This window comes from Kitasatospora sp. NPDC052896 (assembly GCF_044547075.1).
In the GTDB taxonomy this organism is placed as follows: domain Bacteria; phylum Actinomycetota; class Actinomycetes; order Streptomycetales; family Streptomycetaceae; genus Kitasatospora.
Map to the genome: position 1 here is coordinate 58,325 of NZ_JBITZU010000009.1, position 14,818 is coordinate 73,142.

The window sequence follows — 14,818 nt, forward strand, 5'->3', positions numbered from 1 at the left end:
CGCGGCGCCCCCGCCCCCCCGGCCCCCCCGCCCCCCCCGCCGGCCCCCGCGGGGGGGGGGGGCGCGCGGCCCCCGCCCGGCGCCCCCCCCGCGCCCCCCCCCCCCCCCCCCCCCCCCCCCCCGGGCGCACCCGGGGCCTTCCGCGGGGCCGTCCAGCGCCCTGGACGGCGGGAACACCCCGTGTGACGGTGACAGCAGAGCGGCCGCCGCACCGCCGACAAGGAGTCGCCATGTCCCTGCCCGGCCTCTTCTCGATCCTCGGGCTACTGCTCTGGGTGGCGTACGAGCTGCTGCTCCGCCGCCGGGAGGACGCCGACGCCGCCGACTGGCACGCCGACGGCGCCGACCGCGGCAGCACCGTCCTGCTGCTGGCGTGCTACCTGCTGGTGGTGCTGGTCACCGTCGGTCTCAGCACCACCTCGGTCACCCCCGTGCCGACCGCGGGCCGCTGGCTCGGGGTGGTGCTGATCGCCGCCGGTCTGGGGCTGCGCGCCTGGGGCATGCGCACCCTCGGCCGCTTCTACACCCGCACCCTGCGCACCAGCGCCGACCAGCACGTGGTGCGCCGCGGCCCGTACCGGTTGATCCGGCACCCCGGTTACTGCGGCAGCCTGCTGGTCTGGACCGGCTACCCGCTCGGCCTGGGCAGCTGGCTGGCCGTGCTGCTCGCCGCCGGGCTGCTGTTCGCCGCCTACCACCGCCGGATCGAGGCCGAGGAGTCGCTGCTGCTGCACTCGTTCGGCGGCGAGTACGCGGAGTACCGACAGCGCACCAAGCGCCTGCTGCCGTTCCTCTACTGAGCCCGGCGCGCTCCCCCGGCGGCCGCCCACCGGGTGGACCGGTGGCGCCCCCGGTGGAAAGCTCGAAGCACGAAAGCTCGAAGCACGAGGTTCCCCGGTGCCGTCGGTGGAGGTCTGCGATGTCCGAACGAGGTACGTCCCGAGCGGGGGCGGTCGGTCGGGCGCCCGCCGCCGACCGCCCCGAGCAGCTGCGCAACGTGGTCCTGGTCGGGGTCAGCGGCTGCGGCAAGACCACGCTGACGGAGTCGCTGGCGCTGGCCGCCGGCGCGCTGACCCGGGCCGGCCGGGTGGCGGACGGCAGCACGGTCTCCGACCACGAGGAGATCGAGCACCAGCAGCAGCGCTCGGTGCGCCTCGCGGTGGTCCCGGTCGAGTGGCACGGCGTCAAGATCAACCTGCTCGACCCGCCCGGCCACGCGGACTTCGCCGGCGAGCTGCGGGCCGCGCTGCGGGCCGCCGACGGCGCGGTCTTCGTGGTCTCCGCGACCGAACCGGTGACCGCGCCGGTGCTGGCGCTGTGGCGCGAGTGCGCCGACGCAGGGCTGCCGCGCGCCATCGCCGTCACCCATATGGACGCGGCCCGAGCCGACTTCGACGAGGTGCTGGCGGCCTGCCAGGAGGCCTTCGGCGAGGGCCGGCCCGACTCGGTGCAGCCGCTCGACCTGCCGGTGCTCAGCCACGGCCAGGTCCGCGGCACCGTCGAGCTGCTCTCCGGTGAGACGCACGGCGAGGCCGAGCCCGCCCCGGACACCGGTCCGGCCCGGGAGCGCCTGGTGGAGGCGATCGCCGGCGAGGACGACGAGCTGCTGGAGCGCTACCTCGGCGGCGAGACGCTCGACCCGGGCACGCTCACCCGCGGGCTGCGCGGCGCCGTGCTGCACGACGCGCTGCACCCGGTGCTGCCGATCACCGAGGACGGCACCGGCACGATCGACCTGCTCGACCTGATCGTCTCCTCCTTCCCCGCCCCCACCGACCGGCAGGCCCCGCCGGCCGACAAGCTGGCCTGCGACCCGACGGCCCCGCTGGCCGCCCAGGTGATCCAGAACAGCGGCGACCAGTACGTGGGCCGGCTCAGCCTGGTCCGGGTGTTCGCCGGCACGCTGCGCCCGGACACCCTGGTGCACGTCGCCGCTCCGGACCGTCCGGTCGGGCCGGAGGACTCTCCCGGGCACGAGCCCTCGGACGACCGGATCGCCGGGCTGACCAGCCCGTTCGGCAAACAGCAGCGCCCGGTTCCGGTGGCCGTCGCGGGTGACCTGGTCTGTGTCGGCAAACTCGGCACGGCCCGGGTGGGCGACACCCTCTCCGAACGCGGCGGCGCCGGACCGGTCGAGCCGTGGAGCCTGCCCGAGCCGCTGCTGCCGATCGCCGTCAAGGCGCGCAGCCGCAGCGACGAGGACAAGCTGTCCCAGGGCCTGTCCCGGCTGACCGCGCAGGATCCGACGGTCCGGGTCGAGCAGAACGCCGCGACCGGCCAACTGGTGCTCTGGTGCACCGGGGAGGCGCACGCCGGGGTGGTGCTGCATCAGCTGGGCGCCCTGTTCGGGGTGCAGGTGGAGCAGGTGCCCTACCAGGTGGCGTTGCGCGAGACCTTCGCCGGGCCGGCCACCGGGCACGGCCGGCTGGTCAAGCAGTCCGGCGGGCACGGCCAGTACGCCATCTGCGACCTGCTGGTCGAGCCGCTGCCGGCCGGTGGTGGCTTCGAGTTCGTGGACAAGGTCGTCGGTGGGGCGGTGCCGCGGCACTTCATCCCCTCGGTGGAGAAGGGTGTCCGGGCCCAGCTGGAGCACGGTGTGGTGGACGACCACCCGTTGGTGGACGTCCGGGTCACCCTGGTGGACGGCAAGGCGCACTCGGTGGACTCCTCGGACGCCGCCTTCCAGTCCGCGGGCGCGCTGGCGCTGCGCGACGCGGCCACCCGGACCACCGTCCAGTTGCTGGAGCCGGTGGCCGAGGTGACCGTGCTGGTGCCGGACGAGTACCTGGGCTCGGTGCTCGGCGACCTGTCGGTCCGGCGGGCCCGGGTGCTGGGGACGGACTCCGCCGGGCCCGGCCGGAGCCTGCTGCGGGCCGAGGTGCCGGAGTTGGAGCTGACCCGCTACGCGGTGGACCTGCGCTCGCTCTCGCACGGGACCGGCTCGTTCACCCGAAGCCACCTGCGCTACGAGCCGCTGCCCGCCGCCCTGGCGGCCCGCGCCGCCGCGCCCGGGCGCTGATCACCGGGGCCGTTCGGCGAGCGCGGGGGCCGTGTCGGCCGGGCGCGGCCCGGGCAGCGCGGGCGCCGAAGCGGCGTACCGGGCGCAGTCCGCCATCAGCGCGATCATGTCCGGCGCCGCCCGGTCCCCGTCCAGCTCCCGGTAGTGCGCGGCGATGGTGACCACCATCCGCTCGGGCAGTCGCCAGCCGGCGGCGAAGGCGGGCGGCACGAACCGCCGGGCGGCCTCCAGCGGTGACAGGCCGCGGGCGTGGCTCCGCTCGGCGTGCGCCCCCAGCAGCTCGAAGTAGCCGCGCATCCGCTCCGCCTCGGCCGGCCCGCAGACCGGGCCGTGCCCGGGCACGATGATCCCCGCCGCCAGCCCGAGCAGGGTGTCCAGCGCCGCGATGGCGCCGGTCAGGCTGGCCCAGGTGACCGGGTGGTGCCCGACGAAGAGCACGTCCCCGGCGTACACCGTCGTCAGCTCCGGTACGTGCACCAGCAGATCGCCCGCGGAGTGGCCGGCCCCGGCCTCGATCAGCCGCACCTCGGTGGCGCCGACCCGGAGCGACGACGTCCCGCTGAACGTCCGGTCGGGCGTGCGCAGCCGGGCCTCGGCGAAGTCGAACGGGAAGTTGGCGCGTAGGTACCCGCCGAGCTCCGACGCCGGGTCGGTCCGCTCCAGCAGCGCCACCACCCGCTCGGGGCTCGGCTCGTGGCAGAACGCGTGCGCGGTGGCCTCGGTGGCGATCACCGGCACGTCCGCCGGCAGCGCCGGCAGGCCCCAACAGTGGTCACCGTTGGCGTGCGTGATCACCACCTGGTCCACCCGCGTCCCGGGCAGCCGCTGCTCGATCCGGGCCAGCATCCGCTCGGTGAGCGCGGGCGTGTACGGCGTGTCGACCAGCAGCGCCCGGTCCTCGTGCAGCACCAGCCCGCAGTTCGCCCAACCCCAGGTGGCGGCCTCGGCAGGGAGGTGGGCGAAGACCTGGGCCGGTCCGGCGGCGACGAGCCGGCGGAAGCTTGACGGGTGGTCCATGGCGACCGTCCCCCCGGGGATGGGATCGAGCTGAACGGAAGGGATGATTCCACAGTTGACCCACTGTCATCAACCGGATACGTTCAGCCGCCGCTCACCGCCTGCTCCGCCAGCAGCCGGAGCGCCGCCTCACGCATCTCCACCTTGCGGACCTTGCCGGTGACCGTCATCGGGAAGGTCTCCACCAGGTGCACGTAACGCGGGATCTTGTAGTGCGCCAACCGGCCGGTGCACCACGCACGCAGCGTCTCGGCGGTCAACTCCGCCGCGCCCGGCCGCAGTCGGACCCAGGCCATCAGCTCCTCGCCGTACTTCTCGTCCGGCACGCCGATCACCTGGGCGTCCAGGATGTCGGGGTGGGTGTAGAGGAACTCCTCGATCTCGCGCAGGTAGACGTTCTCGCCGCCGCGGATCACCATGTCCTTGATCCGGCCGGTGATCGCCAGGAACCCGTCGTCGTCCATCACCGCGAGGTCGCCGGTGTGCATCCAGCCGTCCGGGTCCACCGCCTCCGCGGTCCTGGCCGGCTCGTCCCAGTAGCCGAGCATCACCGAGTAGCCGCGGGTGCACAGTTCGCCCGCCGTGCCGCGCGGGACGGTCCGCCCGGTGGCCGGGTCGGTCACCTTGACCTCCAGGTGCGGGCCGACCCGGCCGACCGTGCCGACCCGCTGCTCGAAGCTGTCCTCGGGCCGGGTCTGCGTGGAGACCGGCGAGGTCTCGGTCATCCCGTAGCAGATCGCCACCTCGCGCATGCCCATCCGGTCCATCACCTGCCGCATCACCTCGGCGGGGCAGGGCGAGCCGGCCATGATGCCGGTGCGCAGCGCCGAGAGGTCGTGCTCGGCGAACGACGGATCGTTCAACTCGGCGATGAACATGGTCGGTACGCCGTACAGCGAGGTGCAGCGCTCGGCGGCGACCGCGGCCAGGGTGGCCGCGGGGTCGAACGAGGGGGCCGGTATCACCAGACAGGCACCGTGCGAGGTGGCCGCCAGGTTGGCCATCACCATCCCGAAGCAGTGGTAGAACGGCACCGGCACGCAGATCCGGTCCCGCTCGGTGTAGTTGAGCAGCTCGGCGACGAAGTAGCCGTTGTTGAGGATGTTGCGGTGCGAGAGGGTGGCACCCTTGGGGAACCCGGTGGTGCCGGAGGTGTACTGGATGTTGACCGCGTCGTCCGGGCTCAACTCGGCGGCGACGCTCGCCGGCTGGGACGGGTCGCCGGCCCGGCCGGCCGCCGTCAGCGCCGTCCAGGAGTCCTCGCCGAGCAGCAGGACGTCGCGCAGCTCGGGACACTGCGGGCGGGCCTCGGCGAGCATCGCCGCGTAGTCGGAGGTCTTGTACGAGGGCGTCGCCACCACCGTCCGGACGCCGGACTGCCGTAGCACGTAGACCAGTTCGTGGGTCCGGTAGCCCGGGTTGATGCTGACCAGGACGGCGCCGATCCGGGCGGTGGCGTACTGCAGCAGCACCCACTCCGGGCAGTTGGGCGACCAGACCCCCACCCGGTCGCCGGTACGCACCCCGAGCGAGAGCAGCCCGCGGGCCACCACGTCCACCTCGTCGGCGAGTTGGCGGTAGGTCCAGCGCCGCCCGCTCGGCAGGTCGACCAGCGCCTCACGGTCGCCGAACAACGCCACCGTGCGGTCCAGGTTGGCCCCGATGGTCTCGGTCAGCAGCGGGGTGTCGGTGGATCCGCGATCGTGGCTGAGGGCGGCGGGCATGGGGCGGCTCCTGGCGGGGTCGGTGCGGTGGACGGACGACGCTGCCCTACCCGGCGCGCGGAGCGACTACTCCTCCGTGGTCCGTCACTTGAGCAACCGGGAGAGCCGCCGGTCGGCGAGCGGCTTGCCGCCGGTCTGGCAGGTCGGACAGTACTGCAACGCGGAGTCCCGGAACGACACCTCGCGGATGGTGTCGCCGCAGACCGGGCAGGGCTGCCCGGTGCGCCCGTGCACCCGCAGACCGGTCTTCTTCTCCGCCTTCAGCTCGCCGGCGGCCAGCCCGCGCGAGCGCTCCACGGCCTCCCGCAGGGTGCTGCCGAGCACCCGGTACAGCTCGGCGGCCTCGTCCTCGGTCAGCCGGTCGGCGATCTTGAACGGGGACATCCGGGCCGCGTGCAGCACCTCGTCCGAGTAGGCGTTGCCGACCCCCGCCAGCACGCCCTGGTCCCGCAGCACGCCCTTGAGCTGCCGCCGTTCGCCGCGCAGCAGCTCGACGAAGTCCTGCTCGGTGAAGCCGGGATCCAGCGGGTCCGGGCCGAGCCGGGCGATCCCGGGCACCTGGGCCGGGTCGGCCACGACGTACACCGCCAGCCGCTTCTGGGTGCCCGCCTCGGTCAGGTCGAACCCGGCTCCGGGCGGGTCGGCCAGCAGCAGCCTCAGCGCGAGCGGGCCCTTGCCGGGTTTCGGCGGCAGCGCCGGCAGGTCGTCCCGCCAGCGCAGCCAGCCGGCCCTGGCCAGGTGGACGGCCAGGTGCAGCGGCCCCTCGGCGGTCAGCAGCAGGAACTTGCCGCGCCGGCCCACCGCGGCCACCGCCCGCCCCTCCAGCGCCTGGAGGGGCGGGTCGTAGGTCTTGAGCGCGCTGATCGCCACCTGGTGGATCCGGCCGATCCGGCGCCCGACCAGGCGCTCGGTCAGGAACGCGCTGAGCGCTTCGACCTCGGGCAGCTCCGGCACGCCTCCCAGTCTGCCGCAGCCGCCGGGCCGGCGCAGCGCGGCAGGGGCGGGCCCGGAGCCCGACCGGACCGGGCCGGACCACCGTGATCGGGCCCGACGAAGTCCGTGCAGAATGTCGATATGGACTACCAGCTCGAACTCCAGCGCGCTTTGGACGCCGCCCGCCCGGTGCTCGGCACCGGCCGGGTCGCCGACTACATACCGGCGCTCGCCGCGGCCGACCCGAAGAGCTTCGGCCTGGCGCTGGCCACCGTGGACGGCGAGGTGTACGGCGCGGGCGACTGGGAGCAGCCGTTCTCCATCCAGAGCGTCTCCAAGCTCTTCACGCTGGCGTTGTCGATGGCCACCGGCGGCGAGGCGGTCTGGCACCGGGTGGGCCGCGAGCCGTCCGGCACCCCGTTCAACTCGCTGGTCCAGCTGGAGTCCGAACTGGGCATCCCGCGCAACCCGTTCATCAACGCGGGCGCCGTGGTGGTGACCGACCACCTGCTCACACTGACCGGTGACGCCGGCCGGTCGGTCCGCGAGTTCCTGCGCGCCGAGTCGGGCAACCCACTGCTGGACACCGACCCGGTGGTGGCCGGTTCGGAGGCCGCACACGGCCACCGCAACGCCGCGCTGGCCCACTTCATCGCCAGCTACGACAACCTGGAGAACCCGGTCGAGGCGGTGCTCGGCCACTACTACGCGCACTGCGCGATCGCCGCGAGCTGCCGCGACCTCGCGCTGGCCGGCCTCTTCCTGGCCCGACACGGGCTGCGCGCGGACGGCAGCCGGCTGCTCTCGCGCAGTGACGCCAAGCGGATCAACGCCGTGCTGCTGACCTGCGGCACCTACGACGCGGCGGGCGAGTTCGCCTTCCGGGTCGGTCTGCCGGGCAAGAGCGGTGTGGGCGGCGGCATCCTGGCGATCATCCCGGGCAAGGGCACGATCTGCGTCTGGGGTCCGGCACTGGACCGGGCGGGCAACTCGGTGGGCGGGGTCGCCGCGTTGGACGCCTTCACCACCGCGACCGGCTGGTCGGTGTTCTGACGACACGTCAGTCCGCTTCGCCGGGCGGGCCGCTGGAGGAACCTAGGCTGACCGGGTCACGTCCCGCAGCCACCCAGGAGGCCACAGCCGATGAACTCCCCCGCCCGTGAAGCCCTGTTGAGCATCCGCCGGGACCTGGCGCCAGGTGAGTCGGACAACCGGCTGATCCCACTGCTGGAGCAGGGCGGCGCGCCACTGCCGGTGCTCGCCGAACTCGCCGCGCAGCAGCACCGGATCATCACCAGCGACCGGCGCAGCTTCCTGGTGCTGGCCGCCCGCTGCGCCGACTCGCCGGCCGGTGACTACTTCGCCAAGCTCGCCGAGGGCGAGTCACTGGCCCTGGCGGCGCTGCCCGGCTTCGCCACCGCCTGCGGTCTGGACGAGGCCGCGCTGCGGGCCCGCGAGCCACTGGCCGGCTGCCAGGCCTACCCGGGCTGCCTGGCCGGGCTGGCGCTGAACGGCGAGCCGGCCGCCGTGGTGCTCGCGCTGGCCGCCAACTTCGCGACCTGGGGCGGCTACTGCGCGGCGACCGCGCGGGCGCTGCGCCGGAACTACGACTTCGACGACGCCGGCTGCGCCTTCTTCGACTTCTTCGCCACGCCCGTGCCCGAGCTGGAGGAGGAGGCGGTCGCGGTGGTCGCCGCCGCCGGACCGGATCCGGAGCTGATCGCCGAGGGACGCCGCTACGGACGGCTGCTGCAGAGCTACGAGCAGCTGTTCTGGGACACCCTGGCCGACCTCGCCGCCGGCTGAGCGGGCCGCCGCGGGTTTGCCCGCCCCCGTGCGAAGGAGCAGGCTGGAGGTAGCGACCCAGGGAGGTGGCCATGTCCACGGTGAGCCCGGAGCGCCCGGAGCAGGAAGAGCCCGAGGTGCCTGAGGAGGGCGCGACCTCCGAGCAGGTCATGCACGCCCAGGACGAGTCCCGGGCGGAGGGCGACCCGATCGAGGAGGAGGAGTGAGCGGCCCAGGAGCAGGAGTGAACGGCCCGGGAGGCCCAGGATGAGCACGCTGGAAGAACAGATCGACGTCGCCGTCCCGGTCCAGGTGGCCTGGGAGCAACTGCACCGGGTCGACCAGTACCCGCGGTTCGTGGACGGGGTGCTGCACGCCCACGCGCACGGCGGGCACCGCGCCCATCTGGACATCGAGGTGGGCGACCACGAGCAGGTCTTCGAGACCGAGATCGCCGACCGCGGCGGCAACCAGGTGATGACCTGGCGGACCCTGAACGGTGCCCATCTGAACGGAACCTTCGCGCTCATGCCGCTCGACGCCGGCAGCACCCGGCTCCAGGTCCGGATCGAGTACGACCCGGACACGGTCCGCTCCTGCTTCGGCGGACCGCGCGGCTTCGCCCAGTCCGACGCCATCGAGCGGACGGTCCGGGCCGATCTGGAGCACTTCCGCGACCTGGTGGAGGAGGAGCGCCCGCTCCCCGGCGGCAACTGAGTCGGGTCAGTTACTCGTCACCGCCGGCAGTCGCTCGGCGGTGACGAAAATGCGCTGCGATGAGACGTAGTCGACCGGCCGGCCGTACGAGACGGCGGCCTCGGCGCGGTCGTGCCGGACCGCCCGCCAACCGCGCCGCCCCAGCCAGGGCACCGGGTCCTCGGCCAGCCCGCCCTTCCAGAGCTTCATCACCGGCGCCAGCTCGGGGGCCGGCTCGCCCCGGTCGCGCGGCGACTCCTCCCACCGGCCGGAACCGTGGGTGAGCGCCAACCGGCTGCCGGGGGCGGCGAGTTCGCCGACCTGGCCGAGCAGCCGGGCGACCTCGGCCGACTCCAGGTAGATCAGCAGCCCCTCGATCAGCCAGGCGCTGCGCTCGGCGGGGTCGAAGCCGGCCCCGGTCAACACGGCCGGCCAGTCCTCCCGCAGGTCCGCCACCAGTGCCACCCGGCGAGCCACCGGCTCCGCCGCCCGCTCGGCCAGCACCCGTTCCTTGAAGGCCAGCACCTCGGGCAGGTCGATCTCGTAACAGACCAAGCCGGCCGGCCAGTTGAGCCGGTAGGCCCGGGTGTCCAGGCCTGCCGCCGGGATCACCACCTGCCGGCAACCGTCGGCGGCGGCCGCCAGCAGGAAGTCGTCGAAGAACCGGGTGCGGACCACCAGATGGCGGGCCATCGCGATCAGCCCCGGCGAGACCTCGCCGGGCCCGCGCTCGCGGACCTCGCCGTCGGCTGCTGTCACGAAGGCCGCCGCGTACGGGTCGTCGAACAGCCGGTCGGGGCGGCGGCTCTCCACCGCCCGGGCCCGGGCCACGCCGATGGCGGTGCGGCCGACGCCCTCGGGTATCGCATGAGTACTCATGACCGCATCGTACGTGGCGCCGGCCGGGCTCCAAACGCCGTCGGGCGCACCGCCGTTGCCGGCGGTGCGCCCGATCCTCAGCAGGCCGTGGGGGACCCTGCGGAGGCGGCTGGTCAGGAGCGCGGGATCAGTGCCCGCCCTCGTCGACCACCTCGACGTCCTCGATGTTCCGCTCGATCTCCTCGGCGGGCAGGGCGACCGCCCGGGCCCAGTAGTAGATCCCCAGCGAGAAGGCGGTGATGATGCCCATGTCCGCCCAGAGCGGGATGGTGTTGGTGCCGCCGAACTGGCCGAAGTAGGAGATCACGCCGATGCCGAGCAGGTAGACCGGCAGCCACTGGGCGGCCTTCCAATTCATCCGCGGGGCGTTCGGCAGGTTCTTGGCGATCGCGTACGCGGCGTAGGAGCCGAGCAGCACGTAGCCGAGGACGATCGCCAGGCCCAGGCGCCACAGGGTGGTCCAGCCGGACCAGTAGATGATCAGGCTCGCGACCACGAAGGAGACCGGGGAGATGATCTCACCGAGGGGCAGCTTGTACGGGCGCTCCCGGTTCGGCAGCTGCTTGCGCAGGACCCCGAAGGCCAGCGGCGCACCGGCGTACATCAGCACCGAGGCGGAGGTGATGAAGCTGACCAGCTGCTGCCAGCTCGGGAAGGGCAGGAAGCAGATCACGCCGGTGACGAAGGACATCACCAGGCCGAAGTACGGCACACCGCGCGAGTCGGTCTTCTCGAAGGCCCGCGGGGCGTAGCCGTTGCGGCTCAGGCCGTAGGAGATGCGCGAGGTGGAGGTGGTGTAGATCAGGCCGGTGCCGCCGGGCGAGACCAGCGCGTCCAGGTAGAGCACCCAGGCCAGCCAGCCGAGACCGATCACGGTGGCCAGACCGGCGAACGGGCCGCTGATGCCCTGGTAGGCCAGGTTGGCCCAGCCCTTGACGAAGGAGGCGCCGGGCAGCGCACCGATGTAGACGACCTGCAGCAGGGTGTAGATCACGGCACCGATGAAGACCGAGCCGATGACCGCGCGGGGGATGTCCTTCTTGGGGTTCTTGCTCTCACCCGAGAGCTGGATCGCCTGCTCGAAGCCGAGCAGCGCGAAGATGATGCCGCTGGTGCTGATCGCGGCGAGCACACCCTTGGCACCGAAGGGCGCGAAGCCGTGCGAGGTGAAGTTGCCGGCGTGGAAGTGGGTGATCGCCAGGATGAAGATCGTCGCCAACGGAATGGCGACCTTCCACCAGGTGGCGGCGCTGTTGGTGTGGGCCAGCAGGCGCACCCCGAGGAAGTTCACCGCCACGAAGACGCCCATCAGGACCACCGCGACGACGAAGCCCGAGGTGGTCAGCGTGCCGTTGGCGTGCTGGAAGCCGGTCGCCCAGGACCAGTGACCGGCGTAACCGATCATGGCCTCGACCTCGATCGGCGCCACCGTCGCCGCCTGCAGCCAGGAGAACCAGCCGAACGACATTCCGGCCAGGCCGCCGAAGGTGTAGTGCGGGTACCGGGCGGTACCACCGGCGACCGGGAAGAGGCCACCGAGTTCGGCATGGACCAGCGCCAGGAGCACGACCGCGACGGCCCCGATCCCCCACGAGATAATCGCCGCGGGGCCGGCGGCCACGACTGCGTTCTTGGCCCCGTAGAGCCAGCCGGACCCGATGATCGAGCCGACCGACGCCCACATCAGACCGATCAGGCCGATGTCACGACGGAGCTTGGTACCTGACCCGATGGACGGCGATATTTTGTCAACAACTGCCATGTGGGGAACCCTCTTCAAGGATGGCGGAGTGAGAGTGCGCAAACGCTAACCGCGGATTAGGCCTCTGCAAAGCCCCTATGGCCGAATAGTTACCTTCGGATGAGCGCATAGCACAGCGCGGTGGAAATGGCATGCGGTGTCCGATATTCGGTACACCAGCAGGTCAGCGGCATGATCAAGAGCGCATGGCAAAGGGCAGGCAAAAGTCTGGGCCAATAGGTTGAGGATGATTTGAGCTTTCCCGGCAGGCCGTCCGGCGGGCGATTCACGGGCCGGTAATTCCCCCCAGCGACCCCTGCCCCCTACTGCGGCTCCGGCGACCGACAGACTTCGGCCGGGCGGTCGTCGGACCGCCCGGCCGAGGCCGGAATTCCTGACTGTCCGTCAATTCCCTTGGGAGAGCGTGATGGACTGTCGTCCGACGGCCAGGAACTGCGGCAGCGGAAGCCCGCTGGACATGTCCAGGTTCAATAGCGTGGCCTCGACCTCGGCCGGGCCGGGCACGGCGTTCAGCTGGTCGGCGCGCTCGCTGTTGGTCCAGGAATGGTCGAGCCCGTCGCAGGTGGCCACCGTTCCGCCGATGCTCTGCTCGGCCGCGCCCTGCTTGAGCTTGCTGCTGACGAGGACCTCGCCGGTGGCCGCGGAGGGCGCACAGCGGTAGCTGCCCGACAGGGTGACCGTGCCGTCCTTCGCCACCGTGCCGGTCGCGCCGACGGCCAGGGCGTTCACCTCGCCCACCGCGCCGGCCGGCCAGGCCACGGCCGCGAGCAGGGCGCCGACGGCACCGATGACAGCAAGACGTCCTCGCACGACATACCTCCTGGGTGGCGCGGCGCCCCGGGTGGGCGCCGCGGATAGACGTACCGCGCGCGCCGCCACCCGCCGGGGACGTTCCTCCGGACGGGGGCGTGTCCCCTCCCCACCTCTCCGGCGCCCCACGGAGCCGGACCCCCCTTGCCTGCCCGGCCGCACTGCGGCAGGCTCGCCACGGGGGCACATGGGCGTGCTCCCGCCGTGCGACCGAAGGACGGGACGTTGACCACCAACCCGAGCGCTGTGCCGCCGCTCTTCACCGGACTCTGCGACGACGCGGCGATCTTCCCGCCCGGGGAGCTGCCGCTGCCGCAGGCCGTACCGGCCCACCGGACGCACCGGACGGCCTGGTACGCCGGGCTGGTCGGCCCCTTCCTCTGCGGCGCGGGAGCGCTCGGCGCACTGCTGGAGCTGGTGGACGAACCGCTGGCGATCGGCGTGATCGTGCCCGCCGGCAGCACCGGGCTGGCCCCGGCGCTGGAGACGGTGGCCACCGAGCCCCGACTGCGGGTGGCCGGCGCCGAGGTCGCGGCCGACCCCGGGATGGCGCCCGCCGAGGGGGCGCGCCGGGTGGTGGCCGCCTTCGAGCGGCTGCTGCCGGCGGGGGCCTGCGGCGCGGTCGAGATCCCGCGCGGTCCGGACCTGCCCGCGGCACTGGACGTGCTGGCCGGCACGCCGTACCGGGCCAAGTTCCGCACCGGCGGCACCGCCGCCGGCGCGTTCCCGACCGAGCCGGAGCTGGCCGCCTTCGTGACCGGGTGCGTCGAGCGCGGACTGCCGTTCAAGTGCACCGCCGGGCTGCACCACGCCGTGCGGCACACCGACCCGGCCACCGGCTTCGAGCACCACGGCTTCCTCAACGTACTGCTGGCCACCCACGCGGCACTGACCGGCGGCGACCCGCGGGCCCTGCTCGCCGAGCGCGATGGCAAGGAACTGGCATCCGCCGCATCCGAGTTGACCGTGCCTCAGATCTCTGCGGTACGTGCCGCGTTCACCGCCTTCGGCACCTGCAGCGTGGTCGAACCGCTGGACGACCTGATCGCGCTCGGTCTGATCCAGGCCCGCTAGCCGGCCGTCGCACACCGGGCCGCGCTGGCGGCGGTGGCCGAGCGCGGTGGCGACTCGCTGTCCGCGCAGGAGGCCCGGGCGGCACTGGCCGACGAGGCGCCCGCCACGGTGGCGGCGCTCTGACGGCCCGCGCAACGAATCCGGTCCGAGCGCTGTCCAGCCGCACTACCGAGCAGTAGCCTCTGCGGGTTCGCCCCGCGCGTGGCCGTCCGGGCCACCTGCGGGGCCGGCCCAGGGAGGGTTCATGACGTCAGCTCGGTCCCGCCGGACACGTCGCGCGGCCGGTGCCGCCCTGCTCGGCACCGCCCTGCTCGGCACCGCCGCGGCCCCGGCCTCGGCGGCCGCCCCCGCCACCCGCTACTACCTGGCCCTCGGCGACTCGCTGGCGGCCGGCTACCAGACCCTGCCGGGTGGCGGCAGCGAGATCGGCCACGGCTACGCACAGGACCTGGCGAGAACCCTGCGGGCCAGAGCCACCGCGGCCGGCCAGGGCTTCTCCTTCACCGACCTGGGCTGCCCGGGCGAGACCACCGGCACCATGCTGGGCGGTGGCTGCCCCTACCCGCACCCGTACGCCGGGGCGCAGCTCGACGCGGCCGTCTCCTACCTCGAGGCGCACCGGCCCGACCGGGTGACGGTCACCCTGGACATCGGCGCCAACGACGTGGACGGCTGCGCCACCGGCGGCAGCCTCGACCTGACCTGCGCGGCGGGCGGCATCGCCACCACCGGCAGGGACCTCGCGACCATCCTGGACCGGCTGCGGGCCGCCGCCGGACCGCACACCGAGATCGTCGGGATGAACCTCTACGACCCCTTCCTCGCCGCCTGGACCATCGGCGCCGAGGGCAAGCTGCTGGCCGGCCTCTCGGTGCCGCTGGCGGACACCATGAACGCCACCCTGGGCATCGTGGACGCGCTGCACGGGGTACCGACCGCCGATGTCGCGAAGGCGTTCAGCACCAACGCCTTCCTGCCACTGGTCCCGCTGGACGGGCAGCAGCTTCCGCTCAACGTGCAGCGCGTCCTGAGCTGGACCAACATGTCCCGCGGCGACATCCACGCCAACGACGTCGGCTACCAGGTGATCGCCGACAGCTTCCTGGCGAAGTTCTGAGC

General features: G+C 73.2%; 14 protein-coding genes. 8 read left to right on the forward strand and 6 right to left on the reverse strand.

Features of this window, described 5'->3' with window-relative positions; all coding sequences use genetic code 11:
* The first annotated feature begins 230 nt into the window (after nt 1-230).
* Nucleotides 231-800 (forward strand): methyltransferase family protein, encoded by a 570-nt coding sequence (locus ACIGXM_RS20055; RefSeq protein ID WP_396562676.1) that lies wholly within the window; start codon nt 231-233, stop codon nt 798-800.
* 119 nt (nt 801-919) lie between these two features.
* Nucleotides 920-3,019 carry an elongation factor G-like protein EF-G2 gene (locus ACIGXM_RS20060; RefSeq protein ID WP_396562677.1) on the forward strand — a complete coding sequence of 700 codons (2,100 nt, stop codon included), beginning with the start codon at nt 920-922 and terminating at the stop codon, nt 3,017-3,019.
* On the opposite strand, the gene ACIGXM_RS20065 is transcribed toward ACIGXM_RS20060, so the two are convergent.
* The 3 genes from ACIGXM_RS20065 to ACIGXM_RS20075 form a co-directional block, all read right to left on the reverse strand.
* A complete protein-coding gene (locus tag ACIGXM_RS20065; RefSeq protein WP_396562679.1) occupies nt 3,020-4,036 on the reverse strand; it encodes an MBL fold metallo-hydrolase in 1,017 nt (338 codons plus the stop codon). It abuts the gene before it with no gap.
* An 83-nt stretch (nt 4,037-4,119) separates the two neighbouring features.
* The gene (locus tag ACIGXM_RS20070; protein WP_396562681.1) at nt 4,120-5,760 is read right to left on the reverse strand and encodes an AMP-binding protein; all 1,641 of its coding nucleotides are present in this window, start codon (nt 5,758-5,760) and stop codon (nt 4,120-4,122) included.
* An 84-nt stretch (nt 5,761-5,844) separates the two neighbouring features.
* Nucleotides 5,845-6,714: an Fpg/Nei family DNA glycosylase gene (locus tag ACIGXM_RS20075; protein WP_396562683.1), complete on the reverse strand. Its 870-nt coding sequence runs from the start codon at nt 6,712-6,714 to the stop codon at nt 5,845-5,847.
* A gap of 120 nt (nt 6,715-6,834) precedes the next feature.
* Between ACIGXM_RS20075 and ACIGXM_RS20080 the strand changes: the two genes are divergently transcribed.
* The 4 genes from ACIGXM_RS20080 to ACIGXM_RS20095 all read left to right on the forward strand — a co-directional run bounded on the left by ACIGXM_RS20080 (nt 6,835) and on the right by ACIGXM_RS20095 (nt 9,195).
* Entirely contained in the window at nt 6,835-7,746 is a 912-nt protein-coding gene (locus ACIGXM_RS20080) for a glutaminase (RefSeq protein WP_396562685.1), read from the forward strand.
* 90 nt (nt 7,747-7,836) lie between these two features.
* Nucleotides 7,837-8,499 (forward strand): transcriptional regulator, encoded by a 663-nt coding sequence (locus ACIGXM_RS20085; protein ID WP_396562687.1) that lies wholly within the window; start codon nt 7,837-7,839, stop codon nt 8,497-8,499.
* A gap of 71 nt (nt 8,500-8,570) precedes the next feature.
* Nucleotides 8,571-8,705 (forward strand): hypothetical protein, encoded by a 135-nt coding sequence (locus ACIGXM_RS20090; protein WP_396562689.1) that lies wholly within the window; start codon nt 8,571-8,573, stop codon nt 8,703-8,705.
* 40 nt (nt 8,706-8,745) lie between these two features.
* Nucleotides 8,746-9,195, forward strand: a complete 450-nt coding sequence (locus ACIGXM_RS20095; RefSeq protein ID WP_396562691.1) for an SRPBCC family protein — start codon at nt 8,746-8,748, stop codon at nt 9,193-9,195.
* 6 nt (nt 9,196-9,201) lie between these two features.
* Here ACIGXM_RS20095 and ACIGXM_RS20100 read toward each other — a convergent pair whose 3' ends face one another.
* From ACIGXM_RS20100 to ACIGXM_RS20110, 3 genes are all read right to left on the reverse strand, one after another.
* The gene (locus ACIGXM_RS20100) at nt 9,202-10,053 is read right to left on the reverse strand and encodes an SAM-dependent methyltransferase (protein ID WP_396562693.1); all 852 of its coding nucleotides are present in this window, start codon (nt 10,051-10,053) and stop codon (nt 9,202-9,204) included.
* 127 nt (nt 10,054-10,180) lie between these two features.
* Complete coding sequence (locus ACIGXM_RS20105) at nt 10,181-11,815, reverse strand: APC family permease (protein WP_396562695.1); 1,635 nt, start codon at nt 11,813-11,815, stop codon at nt 10,181-10,183.
* A 384-nt stretch (nt 11,816-12,199) separates the two neighbouring features.
* Nucleotides 12,200-12,625 carry a DUF6299 family protein gene (locus tag ACIGXM_RS20110; RefSeq protein ID WP_396562697.1) on the reverse strand — a complete coding sequence of 142 codons (426 nt, stop codon included), beginning with the start codon at nt 12,623-12,625 and terminating at the stop codon, nt 12,200-12,202.
* 225 nt (nt 12,626-12,850) lie between these two features.
* On the opposite strand from ACIGXM_RS20110, the gene ACIGXM_RS20115 reads away from it, so the two are divergent.
* Both ACIGXM_RS20115 and ACIGXM_RS20120 read left to right on the forward strand, forming a co-directional pair.
* A complete protein-coding gene (locus ACIGXM_RS20115; protein ID WP_396562699.1) occupies nt 12,851-13,699 on the forward strand; it encodes a hypothetical protein in 849 nt (282 codons plus the stop codon).
* Between the two features lie 244 nt (nt 13,700-13,943).
* Nucleotides 13,944-14,816, forward strand: a complete 873-nt coding sequence (locus tag ACIGXM_RS20120) for an SGNH/GDSL hydrolase family protein (RefSeq protein ID WP_396562701.1) — start codon at nt 13,944-13,946, stop codon at nt 14,814-14,816.
* Nucleotides 14,817-14,818 lie beyond the last annotated feature (2 nt).

Excerpts from the sequence above, each read along its gene's own strand:
- ACIGXM_RS20055 (WP_396562676.1), top strand. The coding sequence starts at position 231 with ATGTCCCTGCCCGGCCTCTTCTCGATCCTCGGGCTACTGCTCTGGGTG.
- ACIGXM_RS20060 (WP_396562677.1), top strand. The coding sequence starts at position 920 with ATGTCCGAACGAGGTACGTCCCGAGCGGGGGCGGTCGGTCGGGCGCCC.
- ACIGXM_RS20065 (WP_396562679.1), bottom strand. The coding sequence starts at position 4,036 with ATGGACCACCCGTCAAGCTTCCGCCGGCTCGTCGCCGCCGGACCGGCC.
- ACIGXM_RS20070 (WP_396562681.1), bottom strand. The coding sequence starts at position 5,760 with ATGCCCGCCGCCCTCAGCCACGATCGCGGATCCACCGACACCCCGCTG.
- ACIGXM_RS20080 (WP_396562685.1), top strand. The coding sequence starts at position 6,835 with ATGGACTACCAGCTCGAACTCCAGCGCGCTTTGGACGCCGCCCGCCCG.
- ACIGXM_RS20085 (WP_396562687.1), top strand. The coding sequence starts at position 7,837 with ATGAACTCCCCCGCCCGTGAAGCCCTGTTGAGCATCCGCCGGGACCTG.
- ACIGXM_RS20090 (WP_396562689.1), top strand. The coding sequence starts at position 8,571 with ATGTCCACGGTGAGCCCGGAGCGCCCGGAGCAGGAAGAGCCCGAGGTG.
- ACIGXM_RS20095 (WP_396562691.1), top strand. The coding sequence starts at position 8,746 with ATGAGCACGCTGGAAGAACAGATCGACGTCGCCGTCCCGGTCCAGGTG.
- ACIGXM_RS20100 (WP_396562693.1), bottom strand. The coding sequence starts at position 10,053 with ATGAGTACTCATGCGATACCCGAGGGCGTCGGCCGCACCGCCATCGGC.
- ACIGXM_RS20105 (WP_396562695.1), bottom strand. The coding sequence starts at position 11,815 with ATGGCAGTTGTTGACAAAATATCGCCGTCCATCGGGTCAGGTACCAAG.
- ACIGXM_RS20120 (WP_396562701.1), top strand. The coding sequence starts at position 13,944 with ATGACGTCAGCTCGGTCCCGCCGGACACGTCGCGCGGCCGGTGCCGCC.